Source organism: Tundrisphaera macrotermitis (assembly GCF_051175315.1).
Taxonomy (GTDB): Bacteria; Planctomycetota; Planctomycetia; order Isosphaerales; family Isosphaeraceae; genus Tundrisphaera.
On the sequence record NZ_CP195100.1, the window covers coordinates 5,053,440 to 5,069,307 of the forward strand.

10 protein-coding genes are annotated in these 15,868 nt (G+C 72.8%); 4 read left to right on the forward strand and 6 right to left on the reverse strand.

Features of this window, described 5'->3' with window-relative positions; genetic code table 11:
- Window positions 1-36 precede the first annotated feature (36 nt).
- The 4 genes from TA3x_RS20525 to TA3x_RS20540 all read right to left on the reverse strand — a co-directional run bounded on the left by TA3x_RS20525 (window position 37) and on the right by TA3x_RS20540 (window position 2,533).
- On the reverse strand, window positions 37-366 hold the full coding sequence (locus TA3x_RS20525; RefSeq protein WP_435016536.1) for a hypothetical protein: 330 nt from the start codon (window positions 364-366) through the stop codon (window positions 37-39).
- Window positions 363-1,073, reverse strand: a complete 711-nt coding sequence (locus TA3x_RS20530) for an RraA family protein (protein WP_435016537.1) — start codon at window positions 1,071-1,073, stop codon at window positions 363-365. The genes TA3x_RS20525 and TA3x_RS20530 overlap by 4 nt, the downstream gene beginning before the upstream one ends.
- A 74-nt stretch (window positions 1,074-1,147) precedes the next feature.
- Window positions 1,148-1,828: a DUF2293 domain-containing protein gene (locus TA3x_RS20535; RefSeq protein WP_435016538.1), complete on the reverse strand. Its 681-nt coding sequence runs from the start codon at window positions 1,826-1,828 to the stop codon at window positions 1,148-1,150.
- 117 nt (window positions 1,829-1,945) lie between these two features.
- Window positions 1,946-2,533: a DUF2239 family protein gene (locus TA3x_RS20540; protein WP_435016539.1), complete on the reverse strand. Its 588-nt coding sequence runs from the start codon at window positions 2,531-2,533 to the stop codon at window positions 1,946-1,948.
- A 455-nt stretch (window positions 2,534-2,988) separates the two neighbouring features.
- Between TA3x_RS20540 and TA3x_RS20545 the strand changes: the two genes are divergently transcribed.
- Together TA3x_RS20545 and TA3x_RS20550 are read left to right on the forward strand one after the other, a co-directional pair.
- Complete coding sequence (locus TA3x_RS20545; protein WP_435016540.1) at window positions 2,989-5,367, forward strand: PPC domain-containing protein; 2,379 nt, start codon at window positions 2,989-2,991, stop codon at window positions 5,365-5,367.
- Between the two features lie 47 nt (window positions 5,368-5,414).
- Window positions 5,415-6,791 (forward strand): c-type cytochrome domain-containing protein, encoded by a 1,377-nt coding sequence (locus tag TA3x_RS20550; protein ID WP_435016541.1) that lies wholly within the window; start codon window positions 5,415-5,417, stop codon window positions 6,789-6,791.
- 2 nt (window positions 6,792-6,793) lie between these two features.
- On the opposite strand, the gene TA3x_RS20555 is transcribed toward TA3x_RS20550, so the two are convergent.
- On the reverse strand, window positions 6,794-8,026 hold the full coding sequence (locus tag TA3x_RS20555) for a polysaccharide pyruvyl transferase family protein (protein ID WP_435016542.1): 1,233 nt from the start codon (window positions 8,024-8,026) through the stop codon (window positions 6,794-6,796).
- 194 nt (window positions 8,027-8,220) lie between these two features.
- Between TA3x_RS20555 and TA3x_RS20560 the strand changes: the two genes are divergently transcribed.
- The gene (locus tag TA3x_RS20560) at window positions 8,221-8,757 is read left to right on the forward strand and encodes an NUDIX hydrolase (protein ID WP_435016543.1); all 537 of its coding nucleotides are present in this window, start codon (window positions 8,221-8,223) and stop codon (window positions 8,755-8,757) included.
- Window positions 8,758-8,764: 7 nt separating this feature from the next.
- Here the strand turns inward: TA3x_RS20560 and TA3x_RS20565 are convergent, their stop codons facing one another.
- Window positions 8,765-12,499 carry a hypothetical protein gene (locus tag TA3x_RS20565; RefSeq protein ID WP_435016544.1) on the reverse strand — a complete coding sequence of 1,245 codons (3,735 nt, stop codon included), beginning with the start codon at window positions 12,497-12,499 and terminating at the stop codon, window positions 8,765-8,767.
- Window positions 12,500-12,717: 218 nt separating this feature from the next.
- On the opposite strand from TA3x_RS20565, the gene TA3x_RS20570 reads away from it, so the two are divergent.
- Entirely contained in the window at window positions 12,718-15,768 is a 3,051-nt protein-coding gene (locus TA3x_RS20570) for a PVC-type heme-binding CxxCH protein (protein ID WP_435016545.1), read from the forward strand.
- The last annotated feature ends 100 nt before the right edge of the window (window positions 15,769-15,868 follow it).

Here is a 15,868-nt window from a genome sequence, read left to right on the forward strand (position 1 = left end):
CGGAGGCGGGGGGCGGGGTCGGCCTCGCCGGCCGACTCAGGCCCCCCCGCCCATCTTCGGCCTCTTGGTCGACGGGCTGACCACCGGCCCGCCCGGCTTGGGCCGGTCGGTGATCTTGCCCACCGGGCCGATCGACGGCCGGGACTTCGGCTTGACCTCCTTGGTCTCCTCGGGGTCCTTCGCGGCCCTGGCCTCCTGGGCCATGCGCTGGATGGCCCGGGCGGTGTCGTCCAACTGGCGTTCGGGACGCTGGCTCGGCGGCTTGCGTTTCGGCACGGGCGGGATCTCCTGCAAGGGATGGAAACAGGACAGTATGGCGCCGGCGGCGGCGCCGGGCAACGCCATCACCCCTCGGGCGCGGGTCACTCGCGGATCCTGGCCTTCATGGCGGCGCGGAGCCGGATGTATTCCTCCAGGTCGAACCGGTCCGACCGGCAATGTTCCAGGAGCGGCCGCTCCAGCCGCTCGACCTCGGCGCAGGCGTCGGCCAGGCGGTCGGCGATGGCGATCGGGATCAGGCAGACGCCGTGCCGGTCGGCGTGGAGCAGGTCGCCGGGCCGGATCTCGACCCCGGCGATCCGCACCGGCTTGCCGAAGTCGACGATCCGGATGTAGCCGTGGCTGACGCAGGGGTTGAGGCCGAACAGGCCGAAGCCCAACGCCGACACCTCGTCGAGGTCGCGCGGGCAGCCGTCGGTCACATGCCCCACGAAGCCGAGGCGTTGGTGGATCGTGGCGGTCACCTCGCCGAACTGGGCCCCCAGGCCGGGGGGATCGTCCAGGTCCTGCCCCACGGCGATCTTGGGCCCCGGCTGCGCGGCGGCGTATCGGAAGTAGTCCGCGGCCAGATCCGGCGGGGGCCCGGCCCCGTCGTGGGGCAGCGCCCGGGTCTGCGACGTGACCGCATAGCCCACGATCGGCCCGACCTCGGGCAGGAGGCAGCGGATCTGGTGGGGCAGGAACCCGACGTGCCTCGGGCGCACGTCGAAGATCTCGATCGCGTTGGCGATCGTCGGCGTATTGTAGCGCCGCAATCCTTCCAGCGTCTCGGGCGCGAGCGGCTGCGAGGACATCGCCGGTCTCCTCAATCCGGGGTGGAGCAGGGGACCGGCCACTCTATCCGGCGCCGGCGGCCGGTGCCATCGGCTCACCCGGAGGCCAGCGCCAGCCGGAGCGGGCAGGCGGGGTCGGCCGCCGCCGTCGCGGATCGATAGCGGGCCAGGACCCGGCGGGATTGCTCGGCCAACTCGCGCCGCACGGCGCGGCGTTCCCCCTTCCGCCGGGCGATGGAAAGGTGGTCGTAGGCGGTGGTCTGGTGCCGCATCCAGGCGATCACCGCCGCCTCGGCCCTCTCCTCGACCGGGATCCGTTCGGTGCGGGCCACGGTCCCGCTGCCGATCGGCGTGGCGTGGGCGGTCACGGCGTCGGCCAGCCGCTCGGCGAGGTCGGCGTGGGCCGGGTCGAAGGCGAGGAAGGACAGCACGGACTCCCGGAACGTGCCGACGTAGGCGGTCTGCACCCGCTCGCGGCGTCGGGCCTGGGCCTCGGCCTTCTTCGCGTGGGCCGGGTCGGCCCGCTCGCGATCCAGATCGGCCCGGATCCGCGCGATCGACTCGCCGTCGGCCCACACCCCGCGCGAGAACATCCGCCGGCCCACCTTCTCCTGGACCGTCCAGGTCGGCCCCGCCGCCTTGACCCGCCGCGTGAGGGTGGCGTCCCCCGGCGGCAGCAACTCCCATCCGGCCGGGACGCGCAGGATGACGCCGCCCTCGGCCCTCACCGACCTTTCCTCGGCCCCCGGCGCGACCGTCCGCGTCTGATCGGGCATGGATCTTCTCTCCTCGTGTGCCTGCGACGGCCGATCCCGACCTCGGCCCGATCCTCCTGGCTTCGGCCCGAAGCGGGCCCAGGCTTGAATCCCGGGCCGCATCGCCGGGGGAACGATTCAGGCGGCGTCCAGCGGAACGAACGCGGCGGATGCCAGCGTCCGGGCATGGTCCCGGACGTCGGTGGGCCACGCCTCCGTCTCCGCCGCGAATCGGGACGCATCCCCCGCGAACAGGGCGCGGTTGGCCTCCTCGAAGCCGGGGAGATTGCCGCCCATGGCGGAGAGGAAGCGGTAGGCCCCCTCCTTCGCCCGGCGGACCCGGTCCTGCCCCTCGCCCGCGTGCCGGGCCTCGTCCACCAGCTTGCGGAGGGCGACCGACGCCCCGCTCGGCTGGGCGCCGAGCCATTCCCAGTGCCGGGGCAGGAGGGTGACCTCCCGCGCCACCACGCCGAGCTTGGGCCGGCCCGGGCCCCGCGGCGCCTCGGCCGGCGTCCCGGCCATCAGCCGGGCCCGGACCTCGTCCGCCGTCCCGCGCCAGTCGACCTCGACCTGCTCGCCGGTGGCGTCGTCGAAGATCAACACCGGCCCCGACTCGCCCGCCTCGACGATCGGCCGGATCGCCGTCGCCACTTCGGCCAACGACCCCGCGGCTACCCGCCGCATGCCGACAAATGCCGTACACCGCGCCCGCTCGACCTGATTCATCGTCCCGACCTCCCGAGGGCTGATCGACCCGCACGCATTCTACCCGGATGTTATTGGTCGTCAATTGACCCGGGTAAAATTCAGTGGGAGTTGGAGCCCGGAGGAGGGGGGAAAAGGTTGCGACGGGTCGCGGCATCATCGCCGCAAGCCCGTCGCCGTCCGTTCGTCGTCGGGCCCCAGATGGCGTCAGAGGGGCCGTCGTAGCGTCCTTGCTCCCGACGATCGGCATCGTTGGCGATACCGTAGCCGGGGTGCCCATGTCGTGCAAGCCCTCTTGAATGCGAATAGGGGAGGGGCCGATGATCCCGCCCCGCGACGCGGTCGGGCATCGGCTTGACAGGGGCTCCGGGGCGTGCGAGGTTGAACGGGTCGATCCCGCCCGCGTCCGTGCCCCGGTTCCCCACCCCCGCCCGGCCCTTAGAGCGTCGTGCATCCTGCCTCGGAGGCCTCCCTCCATGATCCGCCCCGTCGTCGCCCTGGCCGCCACGGCCGGGCTGGTCGTGGCCGTGGCCGCCCTGGCCGAAGCCCCCAAGATCGCCGAGATCACCCCGACCGGGGCCCGCCGCGGGGTCCCGACCGAGCTGGCCATCACCGGCACCCGGCTGGAGGGCTCGCCCCGGCTGCTCCTCCCGTTCGCGGCCGAGGTCGCGGCGATCCCCGCGCCGGATGGCAAGGCCGATGCCGCCAGATGGTCGCTGCGGATCACGCCGGCCGCCGACACGCCGATCGGCATCTACCCGGTCCGGGTCCGCACCGACGACGGCCTGTCCAACCCGTTCCTGCTGGCGGTGGGCCAGGTGCCCGAGGTGGCCGAGGCCGAGGAGAACGGATCGTTCGAGGCGGCCCAGGCCATCCCGACTCCCGTCGTGGTGAACGGCGGCGCCGCGGGCAACGACGTCGATTACTTCCGGTTCTCGGGCAAGAAGGGGCAAAGGATCGTGGTCGATGCCCAGTGCGCCCGGATCGGCTCGAACGTCGATCCGTCGATCCGCCTGACGACCGCGGCGCACGGGTTCGTCGCCTCGGCCGACGACACCCCCGGCCTGCTGACCGACGCCCGGCTCTCCGCCGAGCTGCCGCAGGACGGCGACTACGTGATCGAGCTGTCGGACACCCGCTACGCCGCCGCCGGCCGGGCCGTCTACCGCCTGCTGGTGGGCTCCGTGCCGGTGGCCGACGAGGTGTTCCCGCTCGGGGGCCGGAAGGGGGAGACGATCGGCCTGGAGCTGCGGGGCGGGACCCTGGCCGCGCCGGGCGTGATCGCCGCGACCCTGACCCCCGACCCCAAGACGCCGGAGGTCTTCCGCCCTCGCTGGGCCGGGAGCGCCCTGGGCACGGCCCTCGCCCCCGGCGACCCGGGCCTGGATGTCGAGTCCCTGATCCCGCTGGCGGTCGACGTCCTGCCCGAACTCCGCGAGCCGGCCGACCCGGCGGCCCCCCCGCTGCGGGCCACGCCCCCGGTGGTGCTCAACGGACGGATCGAGTCCAGGGGGCGGGAGGACCGCTACATCCTGGCGGTGTCCCCCGGCCAGAAGCTCCGCGTCGCGGTCGATGCCGCCGAACTCGGCTCGGCGCTCGACGGCGTGCTCCAGGTGCGCGGGCCCCAGGGCGGGGTCCTGGCCACGGCCGACGACACCACGACCCCGGCCGCGTCCAGGAAGAAGGGGGCCGCCGCCAAGAAGGCCGAGGTCACGATCTCCGCGGACCCGTCGCTGGACGTGACCGTCCCGGCCAACACCAGCGAGATCACCCTCTGCCTCCGCGACCTGCGGGGCGAAGGCGGGGCCGGCTACCCATACCGGATCACCGTCTCGACGATCGCCCCGGGCTTCTCGCTCGAACTGTCCGAATCGCAGGCCAGCATCCCCAAGGGTGGGACGTTCGTCCTGGAAGTCGACGCCGCCCGGCAGGACTTCGCCGGCCCGATCGCCCTGGCCGTGCCCGACCTGCCGGCCGGCCTCACGGCCCGCACCGGCGGGATCCGCGAAGGCCAGGCCAAGGGGGTCATCAGCCTGACCGCCGCGCCCGACGCCGCGTTCGACGTGGTGGACCTGAAGGTCGAGGGGAAGGGGGATGGCGGGCCGGCCGGGCCGCTCGCGGCGGTCGCGACCCGGGACCTCGTCTTCGCCCGCCAGGAGACGTTGCCGACCAACGTCTCGACCCAACTGGGCCTGCCGGCCGCCTCCGCCCGCCCCCTGGGCGTGACGCTCGACGCCCCGGCCGGGCCGATCGAACTGGTGCATGGCCACTCCGCGCCGATCCCGATCAAGGTGGTCCGCGAGCCGGGGGCGGAAGACGCCGCCCTCGCCATCGGCTCGCTCACGATGCCGCCCGGCCTGACCCTGGCCGCCTCCAAGATCGAGCCCAAGGCGGCGGAGGCCGCGGCCACGATCGCCTCGGCCGTCGATGGCCCGCTCGGACTCTGGACGATCGCCCTGACCGCCAAGGGGCCGATCAAGGGACGTGAGGAATTGCTGGGCATCCCCGCCGTGGCCGTGAACGTCGTCCGCCCCGCCGAGATCAGCCTGGCCGCGCCGGCCGTGGAGATCAAGGCCGGCGGCACGGCCGAGGTGAAGGGGACGATCGCCCGCAAGGGGCCGTTCAAGGACCCGGTGACGGTCAAGGTCGACGGGCTGCCTGCCGGCATCAAGGCCGATCCCCCCACGGTGGTCGTCCCGCCCGACCAGTCCGAATACACGCTCAAGCTGGTGGCCGAGCCGACGGCCGCGGTCGCCGCCGCCGAGGCCAAGGTCGGGATGGCGTTCCCGATCGCCGGCAAGGATTATCCGACGCCCCCCATACCCTTGTCGGTGAAGGTCGTGGCCGCCCCCTGACCGAACCGCCCCGCCCGACGAGATTCCCCTACCGGAGAGCCGCCGCGATGACGCGCCCCCATAGCCTGCTCGTGCTCACTTTGCTCGCGGTGGCGGCCCCGGCCCGCGCCGAGGACCCCAAGCCGGTCGGCTTCCTCAAGGATGTGGCCCCGATCCTGGCCCGCAACTGCATCGCCTGCCACAACCCGAAGAAGGCGGAGGGCAAGTACATCATGACCACCTTCGCCCAGCTGGCGAAGGGCGGTCAGCAGGGGGCCGACGTCACCCTGGAGCCGGGCAAGCCCGACGAAAGCTACTTCGTCGAGCTGCTCCGCCCCGACGGGTCGCCCCGGATGCCCTACAAGCAGGACCCCCTGCCCCAGGAGGAGATCGCCCTGATCGAGCGGTGGGTCGTCGAGGGGGCGAAATATGACGGGGCGAGCCCGACCGAGGACTGGCAGGTCGTCCTGCGCAAGAGCACCCCGGTGACGATCCCCGAGGCCTACCCGGTCGCCGTGCCGATCACGTCGCTCACGTTCAACGCCGACGGCTCGGAGATCCTGGCCTCCGGTTACCACGAATTGACCGGCTGGAAGGCCGCCGACGGCGCCCCGACGCGGCGGATCAAGGGCCTGGACGAGCGGGTCCACGACATCGCCACCAGCCCCGACGGAAAGTGGATGGCCACGGCCGGCGGCGACCCCGGCCAGGCCGGGACGGTGAAGCTGTGGGCGGTGGGCGGCGACGGGGCGCTGACGCTCTCCAAGGAACTCCTGGAATCGAGCGACAGCGTGTTCGCCGTGGCCTTCAGCCCCGACGGGGCGAAGCTGGCCGCGGCCGGCGCCGACCGGGCGGTGCGGGTCTGGGAGGTCGCCACCGGCAACGTCCTGGCCCAGATCGAGGACCACGCCGACTGGATCTTCGACGTGGCCTTCAGCCCCGACGGCAAGCGCCTGGCCACCGCCAGCCGCGACAAGACGAGCAAGGTCTTCGACGTCGAGAAGAAGGAGGCCGTGGCCACCTTCCCGTCGCACAACGAGGCGGTCTACTGCGTCTCCTTCGCCCCCGACGGCAAGGCGGTCGTCACCGGCGGGGCCGACGGGCAGGTCCGGGTCTGGAACCCCGACGAGGACGCCAAGCAGAGCAAGGCCGTCGGCGGCTTCGGCGGCCCCGTCTTCCGGCTCCAGTTCCACCCCGACGGCAAGAGGCTGTTCACCTGCGGGGCCGACAAGGGGGTGCGGATCCTGGAAGGCTACGCCATCAAGAAGGCGTTCACCGACCACGCCGACTGGGTCTATGGCCTGGCCCTGTCGCCCGACGGCAAGACGCTCGCCTCCGGGAGCTGGGACGGCGAGCTGCGGCTGTGGGACCTCGAAGCCGGCAAGCCCCTCCGCGCCATCCTGGCCGCGCCGGGCCTGACCCGGCCGGTCCAGGCGGCGAAGTAACATCACCGGGCCGCGGCGAGGGCGTCCATCATGACCTTGCCGCGGCCGGCCAGGAAGGCCCGCGATTTCTCGACGGCGGCGGCCGTCGCGTCGGGCTCGGCGTGGAGCTTGAGCAGGGCGGCGGCGACCTGGTCGCCGGTGGTGTCGTCGATGGCGAACAGCCAGTCGCCCAGGCCGGCGTCGCGCCACATCTGCCCCTTGCGGGTGTCGGTCGGCTGGCGCAGGTGGATCGCCGGGGTGTGGTTGGCGATGGCGATGATCGGCGAGTGCATCTCGCAGCTCACCACGGCCGAGGCCCGCGCGTAGGTCGAGGCCGCCTCGTCGGTCAGCCAGTAGCCGGGGCGGGCCACGACCTTCGGCTTCACGTCGTCGGGCAGCGGGTCGAACAGGAGCGGGCGGAGCAGCTTGACCTGGTAGGTCATCTCGGGGCAGAGCAGGGCCTTCTGGCCGGTCTGGCGGACCCACGCCACGATCGCGGCGCGGAGCTTGGCGGCGTCGACCTCGCGGGACTCGTCGTTGACCTTCTCCTTGCGGGCCCGCTCCTCGGCCGACACCTTCCGGCCCTCCTCCCAGTAGGGGGTCCACCGGAGGCGGGGGACGAAGCAGGCGAACCGCTTCGGCTCCAAGTCGTGGGCCCGGAGGAAGGCGTCGGCCTTCGCGTCGTCCTTGAGGTCGAGGAAGAAGGTGGCGTCCGGGCCGAACTCCATCCGGGGGCAGGGGACCTTCGCGGCCTCGGCCGCCCGGAGGGAGTCGGTGTCGCGGCAGAACAGGAACTTCGCCCCGGCGATCAGGTCGCGCTGGTTCTTGATCTGGTCATCGGTGAGGGTGACACCGCCGATCCCGTAGGGCTTGCCGGTCTTCTGCCAGCGCATCAGGTCCCGGAAGGCGACGATGCTCGGCCCCGACCCGTGCAGGCAGACGTCGTTCTCCTCCAGGGCCTTGGCCTTCTCCGCCTCGGCCTTGATGATCCGGAGCTTCGGGAACCGGGCCATGAGCATCTCTTGCACGCCGTTGTCGACGCTCGACGGCCAGAGCGTGACCTCGGCATCCGGCAGGTGCGTCTCGATCAGGGCGAGCATCCCGGGGGTGTGGGCGATGTCGCCGATGTTGATCGTCTGCCACGACGACCGGAGCAGGATCTTCCGGGGCGTCCCTTCGCGGGCCCGGGCCAGGGAGGCCAGCGCGAGCCCGAACGGGGCGGCCAGCAGATCGCGACGCGAGAGACCTTGATTCATGGGTCTATCCTTGCTTCGACGGGGAGGCGGCGAATCGATCGACATTCGCCCGGACTTTATGGCGAAATCGCGACCCATGCCACCCCCGACCGGGGATCTCCCCGGCGGATTTGGCCGGGCGTCCCCGGGACCGCTCGGCTATGCTCGTGCCGGTTGCTGGGACGACCGGCGGGCGACGATTGGGGGGAACGGACATGGTCGAGGACGCGGGCGAGGGGCAGGCCGTGCGGCGGGTGATCTATCGGGGGCGCAAGATCGACCTGGCCCTCCAGGAGATCCGGCTGCCCGGCGGGACGACCGAGGAACGCGAGGTCGTCGTGCACAACGGGGCGGTGGCGCTGGTGCCGATGGTCGACCGGGACCATGTCTGCCTGATCCGCAACTTCCGGTACTCGGTGGGCCGGACGCTCCTGGAGCTGCCGGCCGGGACGATCGACGCGGGGGAGGACCCCGACGCGACCGCCGACCGCGAACTGGCCGAGGAGACCGGCTACCGGGCCGGCCGGATCGCCCGGATCGCCGAGTGGTGGGTGTCGCCGGGGGTGATGAACGAGCGGATGTACCTCTACCTCTGCGAGGACCTGACGCCGGGGGAGACCGACCACCAGCCCGACGAGCGGATCGAGCCGGTGGTCCTGGCCTGGGACGACGCGATGGCCGCCACGAGGGACGGCCGGATCCAGGACGCGAAGACGATGCTGGCAATGCTGCTCTGCGACCGCATGCGGTGACCCCGGATCAGGCGTGGACCAGCGCCGCGAGCAGGTCGGGGGAGACCCCGAGCTTGACCTTGTTGCCCTCGCGGCAGAGTTCCTGGATCACCGTGGCGGTGTCGAGGATCGCCGAGGTGACCCGGGGGTTCATGCTTTGCCCGGCCGCCGCGGCGTGATCCCTCTGGCCGGTCAGGGCGCGGATTGCCGAGCCGTTGGCGGGGACGCCCAGGGCGGAGCATTCCTGGATCAGGCTGCCCAGGGCCCGGTCCAGGCTGGCGGCCAGCTCCCGGCGGATCTCGTCGTGGCCTTCCTTGGGGAAGGCCTCGGCCGCGTCTTGCAGGGCATGGACGATCGCCAGGTGGTTGGGCGTCTGGGCCGACGAGGCGTCGATCCAGCGGCCGTTCTCCGCCTGCCCGGGGAACAGGCCGAGGGTCAGGCGCCCGACAATCCCGCCGAGGAGCTTCTCCTGGGGCCGGGCGCGGTGCGCCAGGGAGATCAGGCGGAGCGAATATGCGTTGGCCAGGAAGTTGGGCAGGTTCGGCTGCCCCAGCGCCCAGTCGGCGGCGCGGGCGGCGGCGTCGGCCCATTCGGCCTTCCCGGTCGCGGAGGCGGCCTCGGCCAGCGCCGAGCCGCAGAAGCCGGTCTCCACCTGGGCCGCGCCGGTCGGGTCGACCGCGACGACCCACCCGTCCTTCACGGCATCGGGCTGGCGGGCGACCATCGACTCGACGACCGAGGCGAACCGGGACGCCTTGCCGCGCGGGTCGAGGAACGGGAAGTGGCCGTCGGCCTGCTGGCGGCGGGTGAGCATCAGGGCGGTGGCCTGGAGCACGCGGTCGAGCATTTCCAGGCGATCGGGCAGGTGCCGGGCCACGGCGGGCCGGGCGTCGGCGCAGGCCCCGACCAGGCAGGCATAGGTGGTCAGCGAGGTGTCCGGCGGGTTGCGGTTGGCCAGGATCGGCCGCATCAGCCAGTTCTCGCCCTCCAGGGCGTCCAGGAACAGGCGGGCGGCGTCGGCCTCGGCGATCGGGCGTTTGATCGAGGGGACGCGGCCGGGGCGGCGGATCTCCGGCAGCCCCGCCTGGTCCCCCAGGACCGTGCGCATCTCCTGGATCGACGTGCGGATCGCGTTGCGGTCCCCCTGGCGCATCGCGCGATCGAAGGCCTGGGACAGCGCCCCCAGGCTGGACAGGATCGAGGGGCTGGGCCGGAAGATCTTCAGGCCGCCGATCGACCACCCGCCCGGGTCGAGGCCGACCTCGATCTCCATGCCGCGGATCAGGGACTCCGCCAGGGTGACGTTCCGGTTGTCGATGTCGACCCGGACCTTCTCGGCCACCTTGTTGATCCGGTCGATGAGCGCCTTGTCCTTGCGCTCGCCGGCGAGCTGGCGGGCGATCCCGAGCCGGGCCTCGGCGTCGGCCCAGGTGAGCCGGGGGCCGCCCCGATCGAACATGATCCGGATGTTGGTCATGGACGCCTGGACGTCGTCGACCGATCCGATCGTCCCTTCCTCGACGCCCCTCTGGAAGTTGGAGAGCTGCTCCATCGCCTGCCGGGCCTCGGCCTCCAGCAGCTCGGCGCGGGCGTTGGCGGCCTTGAGCTTCGCCTGGGTCTCGGAGAGCCGGCGCTCGAAGTCGGCCCAGGCCCCCTTGACCGCCTCGTCCACGTCGCGGCGGCGGGCCGCCTCGGCATCGGCCTCCGCGGCGCCCGCCGGGGCGGCCGGGGCCGTCGCGATTGCCGGCGTTTGGGCCGAAAGCCGTTCGATCTCGGCCCGCAGCGCCGCCCGCTCCCGTTCGGCCTGCTCGCGGGCCTGGTTGGCTTCGTTTCGGATCTGCCCGGCCTGCTCGCGGGCTTCGTTGGCTTCGTTTCGGAACTGTTCAACCTGTGCGGCCGCCTCCGCCAATCGGGCGCGGGCCGCATCGGCCTCGCCCCGGAGTTGGTCGGCCTGCTCGCGGGCGGCGTTGGCTTCGTTCTGGAAGCGACGGGCCAGCTCTTCCACCTCAGCCAGGCGGGCCTGCGCGGCGTTGGCTTCGCCCCGGGCCTGCTCGGCCCGCTCGGCCTGCTCGCGGGCCTCGTTGGCTTCGTTTCGGAATTGCCCGGCCTGCTCGCGGGCCTGGTTGGCTTCGTTTTGGAGCCGCTCAACCTGCTCGGAGAGGTCGCCGATCCGGGCCCGGGCCTCGTTGGCTTCGTTTTGGAACTGCTGGGCTTGCTCGGCCCGGTCGCGTGCGGCGTTGGCTTCGTCCTGGAGGGCCTGGAGCCGTTCGGCGAGCCCGGCCGCCTGGTCGCGGGCGGCGTTGGCTTCGTTTCGCGCCGACGCGAGTTCGGCTTCGAGCCGGCCCACCTCCTCGGACTGGTCCCGGGGCGGGGGGCCCGCGAATTCGATCTCGGCGCGGAGCCGGGCCAGTTCGTCCTCCAGGCCGCGGGCCCGCTCGGCCTCGGCCGCCAGTTCGGCGCGGGCGGTGCCGGTCTCGGCGCGCTGGGCGGCCAGGTCGCCGTCGATCCGGGCGGCCTCGGCGGCGGCGGCCTGGCAGCGGGAGGCGAGTTCGTCGGCCTCGGCGCGGGCGCGGTCGCGTTCCTCGCGCAGGGACTTGCGGGTCTGTTCCAGCTCGACTTCGAGGGAGCGGCGCTCGCGGAGCCAGGCCGCCTCGCGATCCCGGTCCGACGCCTCGACGCGCTCGGCCGCCTCGCGGGCCATGCGGGCCATCTCGTCGCGGAGGTCGGACTCGATCGCCTCCCGGTCGGCCAGGGCGGCCTCCTTGCGGGCGACCTGCTCGGCGGCCTCGTCCCGCTCGCGGGCCAGCGCCTCGGCCTCGGACCGGAGGCGGTCGCACTCCCGGCGAAGCTCGGCGATCTCGCGGAACGGGGCGGCCGAGACCTCGTCGATCAGGGTCGACTGGTTGATCGCCTGGTCGCCGTACTTCTGCCGGAGCGATTCGATCTCGGCCTGGAGGCGGTCGCGGTCGGCGACGGCCGCGTCGTGGAGCATGCGGAGCGCCTCCGCGTCCCGGGCGGCGTCCCCCCCGGCGCGGAGCGATTCGACCTCCTCGGCGTGGCGGCGGCCGGCCTCCAGCGAGGCCATCTCGACCTCCTGGCGGAGCGTTTCGGCCTCCCGGGCCTCCTGGCGGGCGCGGTCGCGTTCCTCGCGGAGCGATCGGGCCTCGGCGCGGAGCCGTTCGACCTCGGCCGGGTCGGGGACCGGAGCGGCCTCGGCGCGGGCGCGCAGCTCGGCCAGGGAGGCGGCCATCGACCGTTCCCGCTCGGAAGCGATCAGGGCGCGGGCCTCGGCCTCCCGGATGGCCTGGTCGCGGTCCTCGCCGGCGCGGCGCAGGGCCTCGGTCGCGGCGTCGAGCCGGAGGCGGGCCGCCTCCAACTCGAGGAGCAGGGCCCCTTCGCGATCGGGGCGGGGCTCGGCCAGCCGCCGCTCCAGGTCGAGGATCAGGGCCTGGGCCGCCCGGAGCCGGTCGGCGGACTCGGCCTCGCGGGCGTCCCGCTCGCTGCGGAGCGACCAGAGCTCGGCCTCCAACGCCTCGACCCGCCGGTCGGACGACGAGGTCAGGGTCGACGACGACGGCGACGGCGCGGGCTGGGCCGCGAACGGATGCCCGGCCGACGAGGCCTCATCGTCCGCGCTGGGCTGGGCCCGGAAGATGTGGGTGCAGTGCTTGCAGGCGACCCGTCGGCCCAGCAGCTCGGCGCGGGCCTTGCCCTCGGTCCCGCAGTTCGGGCAGCGGAACTGAATCCTCTGGTGGCTGTCCACTCGCTCGATCCTCCGAGGCCCTCATCGGGCGGATTCCCGGGGTGCCGTATCGCTCGGGCCCGCGAAACAGCCATCATACCCGCGACGGCCTTTCACGCATCAACCATACGACGGGGATCGTGAGGTGACGAGGGGCCGGGGCCGGGATGGGGTTGTTTTCGCCCCGCCGAGTGCCGATCATGCGGGGATTCACCCATCCGACACCCGGGAATCCATCGATGCTCCCGACGCCGATCCGCGTCCTCGCCGCCTTCGCCTCGCTGGCCTGGCCCGCCATCCCCGCGTGGGCCCAGGCCCCGCCCGCCCCGAAACTGGTGGCCGAGACCGAGGCCCGCACCCCCGCGGAGGAGAAGGCCGGGTTCCGCCTGCCTCCCGGGTTCGTCATCGAGCTGGTGGCCTCCGAGCCCGAGATCAACAAGCCGATGAACCTGGCCTTCGACGACCGGGGCCGGCTCTGGGTCACCTCGACCGTCGAGTATCCCTATCCCGTGACGGACGGCCGGCGCCCGCGTGACAGGGTGGTCATCCTGGACGACTTCGCCGACGACGGCCGCGCCCGCAAGGTCTCCACCTTCGCCGACGGCCTCCACATCCCGATCGGGGTCCTGCCGATGGGGCGGGGGGACTCGGCCCTGGTCCACTCGATCCCCGACATCCTCCGCCTGTCCGACACCGACGGCGACGGCAAGGCGGATAAGACCGAGGTCGCCTACGAGAAGTACGGCTTCCGCGACACCCACGGGATGACCAACGCCTTCACCTGGGGCTTCGACGGCTGGATCTACGCCTGCCACGGCTTCAACAACGACAGCACGGTCCAGGGGTCGGACCGCCGGCCGATCACCATGCAGTCGGGCAACGTCTACCGGATGAAGCCCGACGGGTCGCACGCCGACTATTACTCGCACGGGCAGGTCAACCCGTTCGGGCTGGCGTTCGACCCCCTGGGCAACCTCTACTCGTGCGACTGCCACAGCAAGCCGATCTACCAGCTCCTGCGCGGGGCGTATTACCCCAGCTTCGGCAAGCCGGACGACGGCCTGGGCTTCGGCCCGACGATGATCGACCACGACCACGGCTCGACCGGGATCGGCGGGATCAGCTTCTACGCGGCCGACCACTTCCCGCCCGACTATCGCGGCACGATCTTCATCGGCAACGTGGTCACCAGCCGGATCAACCACGACAAGATCGAATACGCCGGCTCATCGCCGAAGGCGATCGAGCAGCCCGACTTCGTGGTGAGCGACGACCCCTGGTTCCGCCCGGTCGACATCGAACTGGGGCCGGACGGGGCGCTCTATGTCGCCGACTTCTACAACCGGATCATCGGCCATTACGAGGTCCCGCTCACCCACCCCGGCCGCGACCGCGAGCGGGGCCGGATCTGGCGGATCCGCTACGCCGGCGAGGGGCAGGCCCCGCCCAAAATGCCCCGGCCCGACTGGTCGAAGGCGAGCGTGGCGGAACTGGTCGAGGACCTCGGCCACCCCAACCTCGTGGTCCGGACCAAGGCGACGAATCAGCTCGTGGAACGCGGCGGCCAGGAAGTCATCGAGGCGCTGTCGGCCCCGATCGCGGCCGAGGCACCGGCCATGCGGGCCGTCCATGCCCTCTGGGCGAAGCATCGTTTGGGGGCGCTCGACGACGCAGCCTTGCGGGCGGCCACGCTTTCGCCGCGCGAGGAGGTGCGGGTCCATGCCTTCCGGGTGCTGGCCGACCGGGCCGCGGCGAGGGGCGAGGATCTCGAACTCATGCACACCGGGCTGGACGACACCTCGCCTTTGGTCCGCCGCGCGGCGATCGAGGCACTGGCCCGCCACCCGAACAGCCGGTCGATCCAGGCGCTCGTCGATCAGGTCGCCGAGGCCGATCCCAAGGACACCCACCTGGCCCACGTGGCGCGGATGGCCCTGCGCGACCAGCTCTCGTCGCCCGGCGCCTGGCTGGCGGCGAAGCGAGCCGGCCGGACGGATCCGCATCGGGCGATCCTGCTCAACGTCGCCCTCGGCGTGCCGACGGCCGAGTCGGCCCGGTTCCTCGCGTCGTACCTGCCGGCCTTCTTCGAGACGCCCGTGCCCGGCGGCGCCGCCAAATTCTTGCGACATGCCGAGCGGCATGGCGGCGAGGCGGTCGAGCCCGAACTGGCCCGGTTCCTCCGCAGCCGCCAGGATCAGTTCCGGAACGCCGTCGGCCTGTTCAAGGCGGTCCAGCAGGGGGCCCAGGAGCGCGGGGCATCGCCCGGCGAGGAGATCGTCGACGTGGCCGGCGTCGTCGCCGCGGCCGCCCTCGCCTCGGACAAGCCCGAGGATGTCCGCGCCGGGATCGAACTGGCCGGCGCCTACAAGCTGGAGCCGGCCCGCGATCGCCTGGCGGCCCTGGCCGACGACGGGAAGGGGGACGCCGGGCTGAGGTCCGCCGCGCTGGCCGCGTGGGCGGGCCTGGACCCGGCGAAGGCCGTCGCCCGGCTGACGCAGGCCCTCCGCGACCCGGCCGAGCCGATGCCGATCCGCGAGCAGGCCGCCCAGTTGCTCGCCGGGGGCGGCCGGCCCGAAGGCCGATCGGCCCTGGTCGAGGCCCTGGCCACGTCGCCGTCGCAGTTGCAGGCGGCCATCGCCGCCGGGCTGTCCGGCAGCCGCCCGGGCCTGGAGGCGTTGCTGGACGCCGTGGCCGCCGGCAAGGTCTCGGCCCGGCCGCTCCAGATCCCCGCCGTGGCCCTGCGGCTGGCGGCCAGCGGCATCCCCGACGTCAAGGACCGGGTGGCGAAGCTGCTCAAGGACCTGCCCGCCGCCGACGCCGCGACCCAGACGTTGATCGACGCCCGCCGAGCCGGGTTCGCCGACAGGCCGGGCGACGTTGCACGGGGCGAATCGGTCTTCGCCAGGACCTGCGCCGCCTGCCACCAGATGGGCGGGAAGGGGGCCCGGGTCGGCCCGCAGCTCGACGGCGTGGGGGTACGCGGGGCCGACCGCCTGCTGGAGGACGTCCTGGATCCCAACCGGAACGTCGACCAGGCGTTCCGCGTCACCAACCTGGCACTCAAGGACGGCCGGGTCGTCTCCGGCCTGCTGCTCCGCCAGGACGGCCAGGTCTTCGTGATGGCCGACGCCCAGGGCCAGGAGGTCCGCATCCCCGAGGACTCGGTCGAGGAACGCACCACGGCGCAACTCTCGCCGATGCCCGCCAACTTCGGCGAGCAGATCCCCGAGGCCGATTTCCGCGACCTCCTCGCCTACCTGCTGTCCCAGAAACCGGCCGACCGGCCCTGATTCGACCGCGGGCGGCGAGGCATCACGCCTCGCCGCCCGTCGTTGTTTGGCCACGTAGGCTGGGTCGAGACCCAGCTCCGGGGCGTTTGCTGGGTCTCGA

Bases quoted from the DNA above. Each gene is read 5' to 3' on its own strand.
- TA3x_RS20530 (WP_435016537.1), bottom strand. From the start codon at position 1,073: ATGTCCTCGCAGCCGCTCGCGCCCGAGACGCTGGAAGGATTGCGGCGC.
- TA3x_RS20535 (WP_435016538.1), bottom strand. From the start codon at position 1,828: ATGCCCGATCAGACGCGGACGGTCGCGCCGGGGGCCGAGGAAAGGTCG.
- TA3x_RS20540 (WP_435016539.1), bottom strand. From the start codon at position 2,533: ATGAATCAGGTCGAGCGGGCGCGGTGTACGGCATTTGTCGGCATGCGG.
- TA3x_RS20545 (WP_435016540.1), top strand. From the start codon at position 2,989: ATGATCCGCCCCGTCGTCGCCCTGGCCGCCACGGCCGGGCTGGTCGTG.
- TA3x_RS20550 (WP_435016541.1), top strand. From the start codon at position 5,415: ATGACGCGCCCCCATAGCCTGCTCGTGCTCACTTTGCTCGCGGTGGCG.
- TA3x_RS20555 (WP_435016542.1), bottom strand. From the start codon at position 8,026: ATGAATCAAGGTCTCTCGCGTCGCGATCTGCTGGCCGCCCCGTTCGGG.
- TA3x_RS20560 (WP_435016543.1), top strand. From the start codon at position 8,221: ATGGTCGAGGACGCGGGCGAGGGGCAGGCCGTGCGGCGGGTGATCTAT.
- TA3x_RS20570 (WP_435016545.1), top strand. From the start codon at position 12,718: ATGCTCCCGACGCCGATCCGCGTCCTCGCCGCCTTCGCCTCGCTGGCC.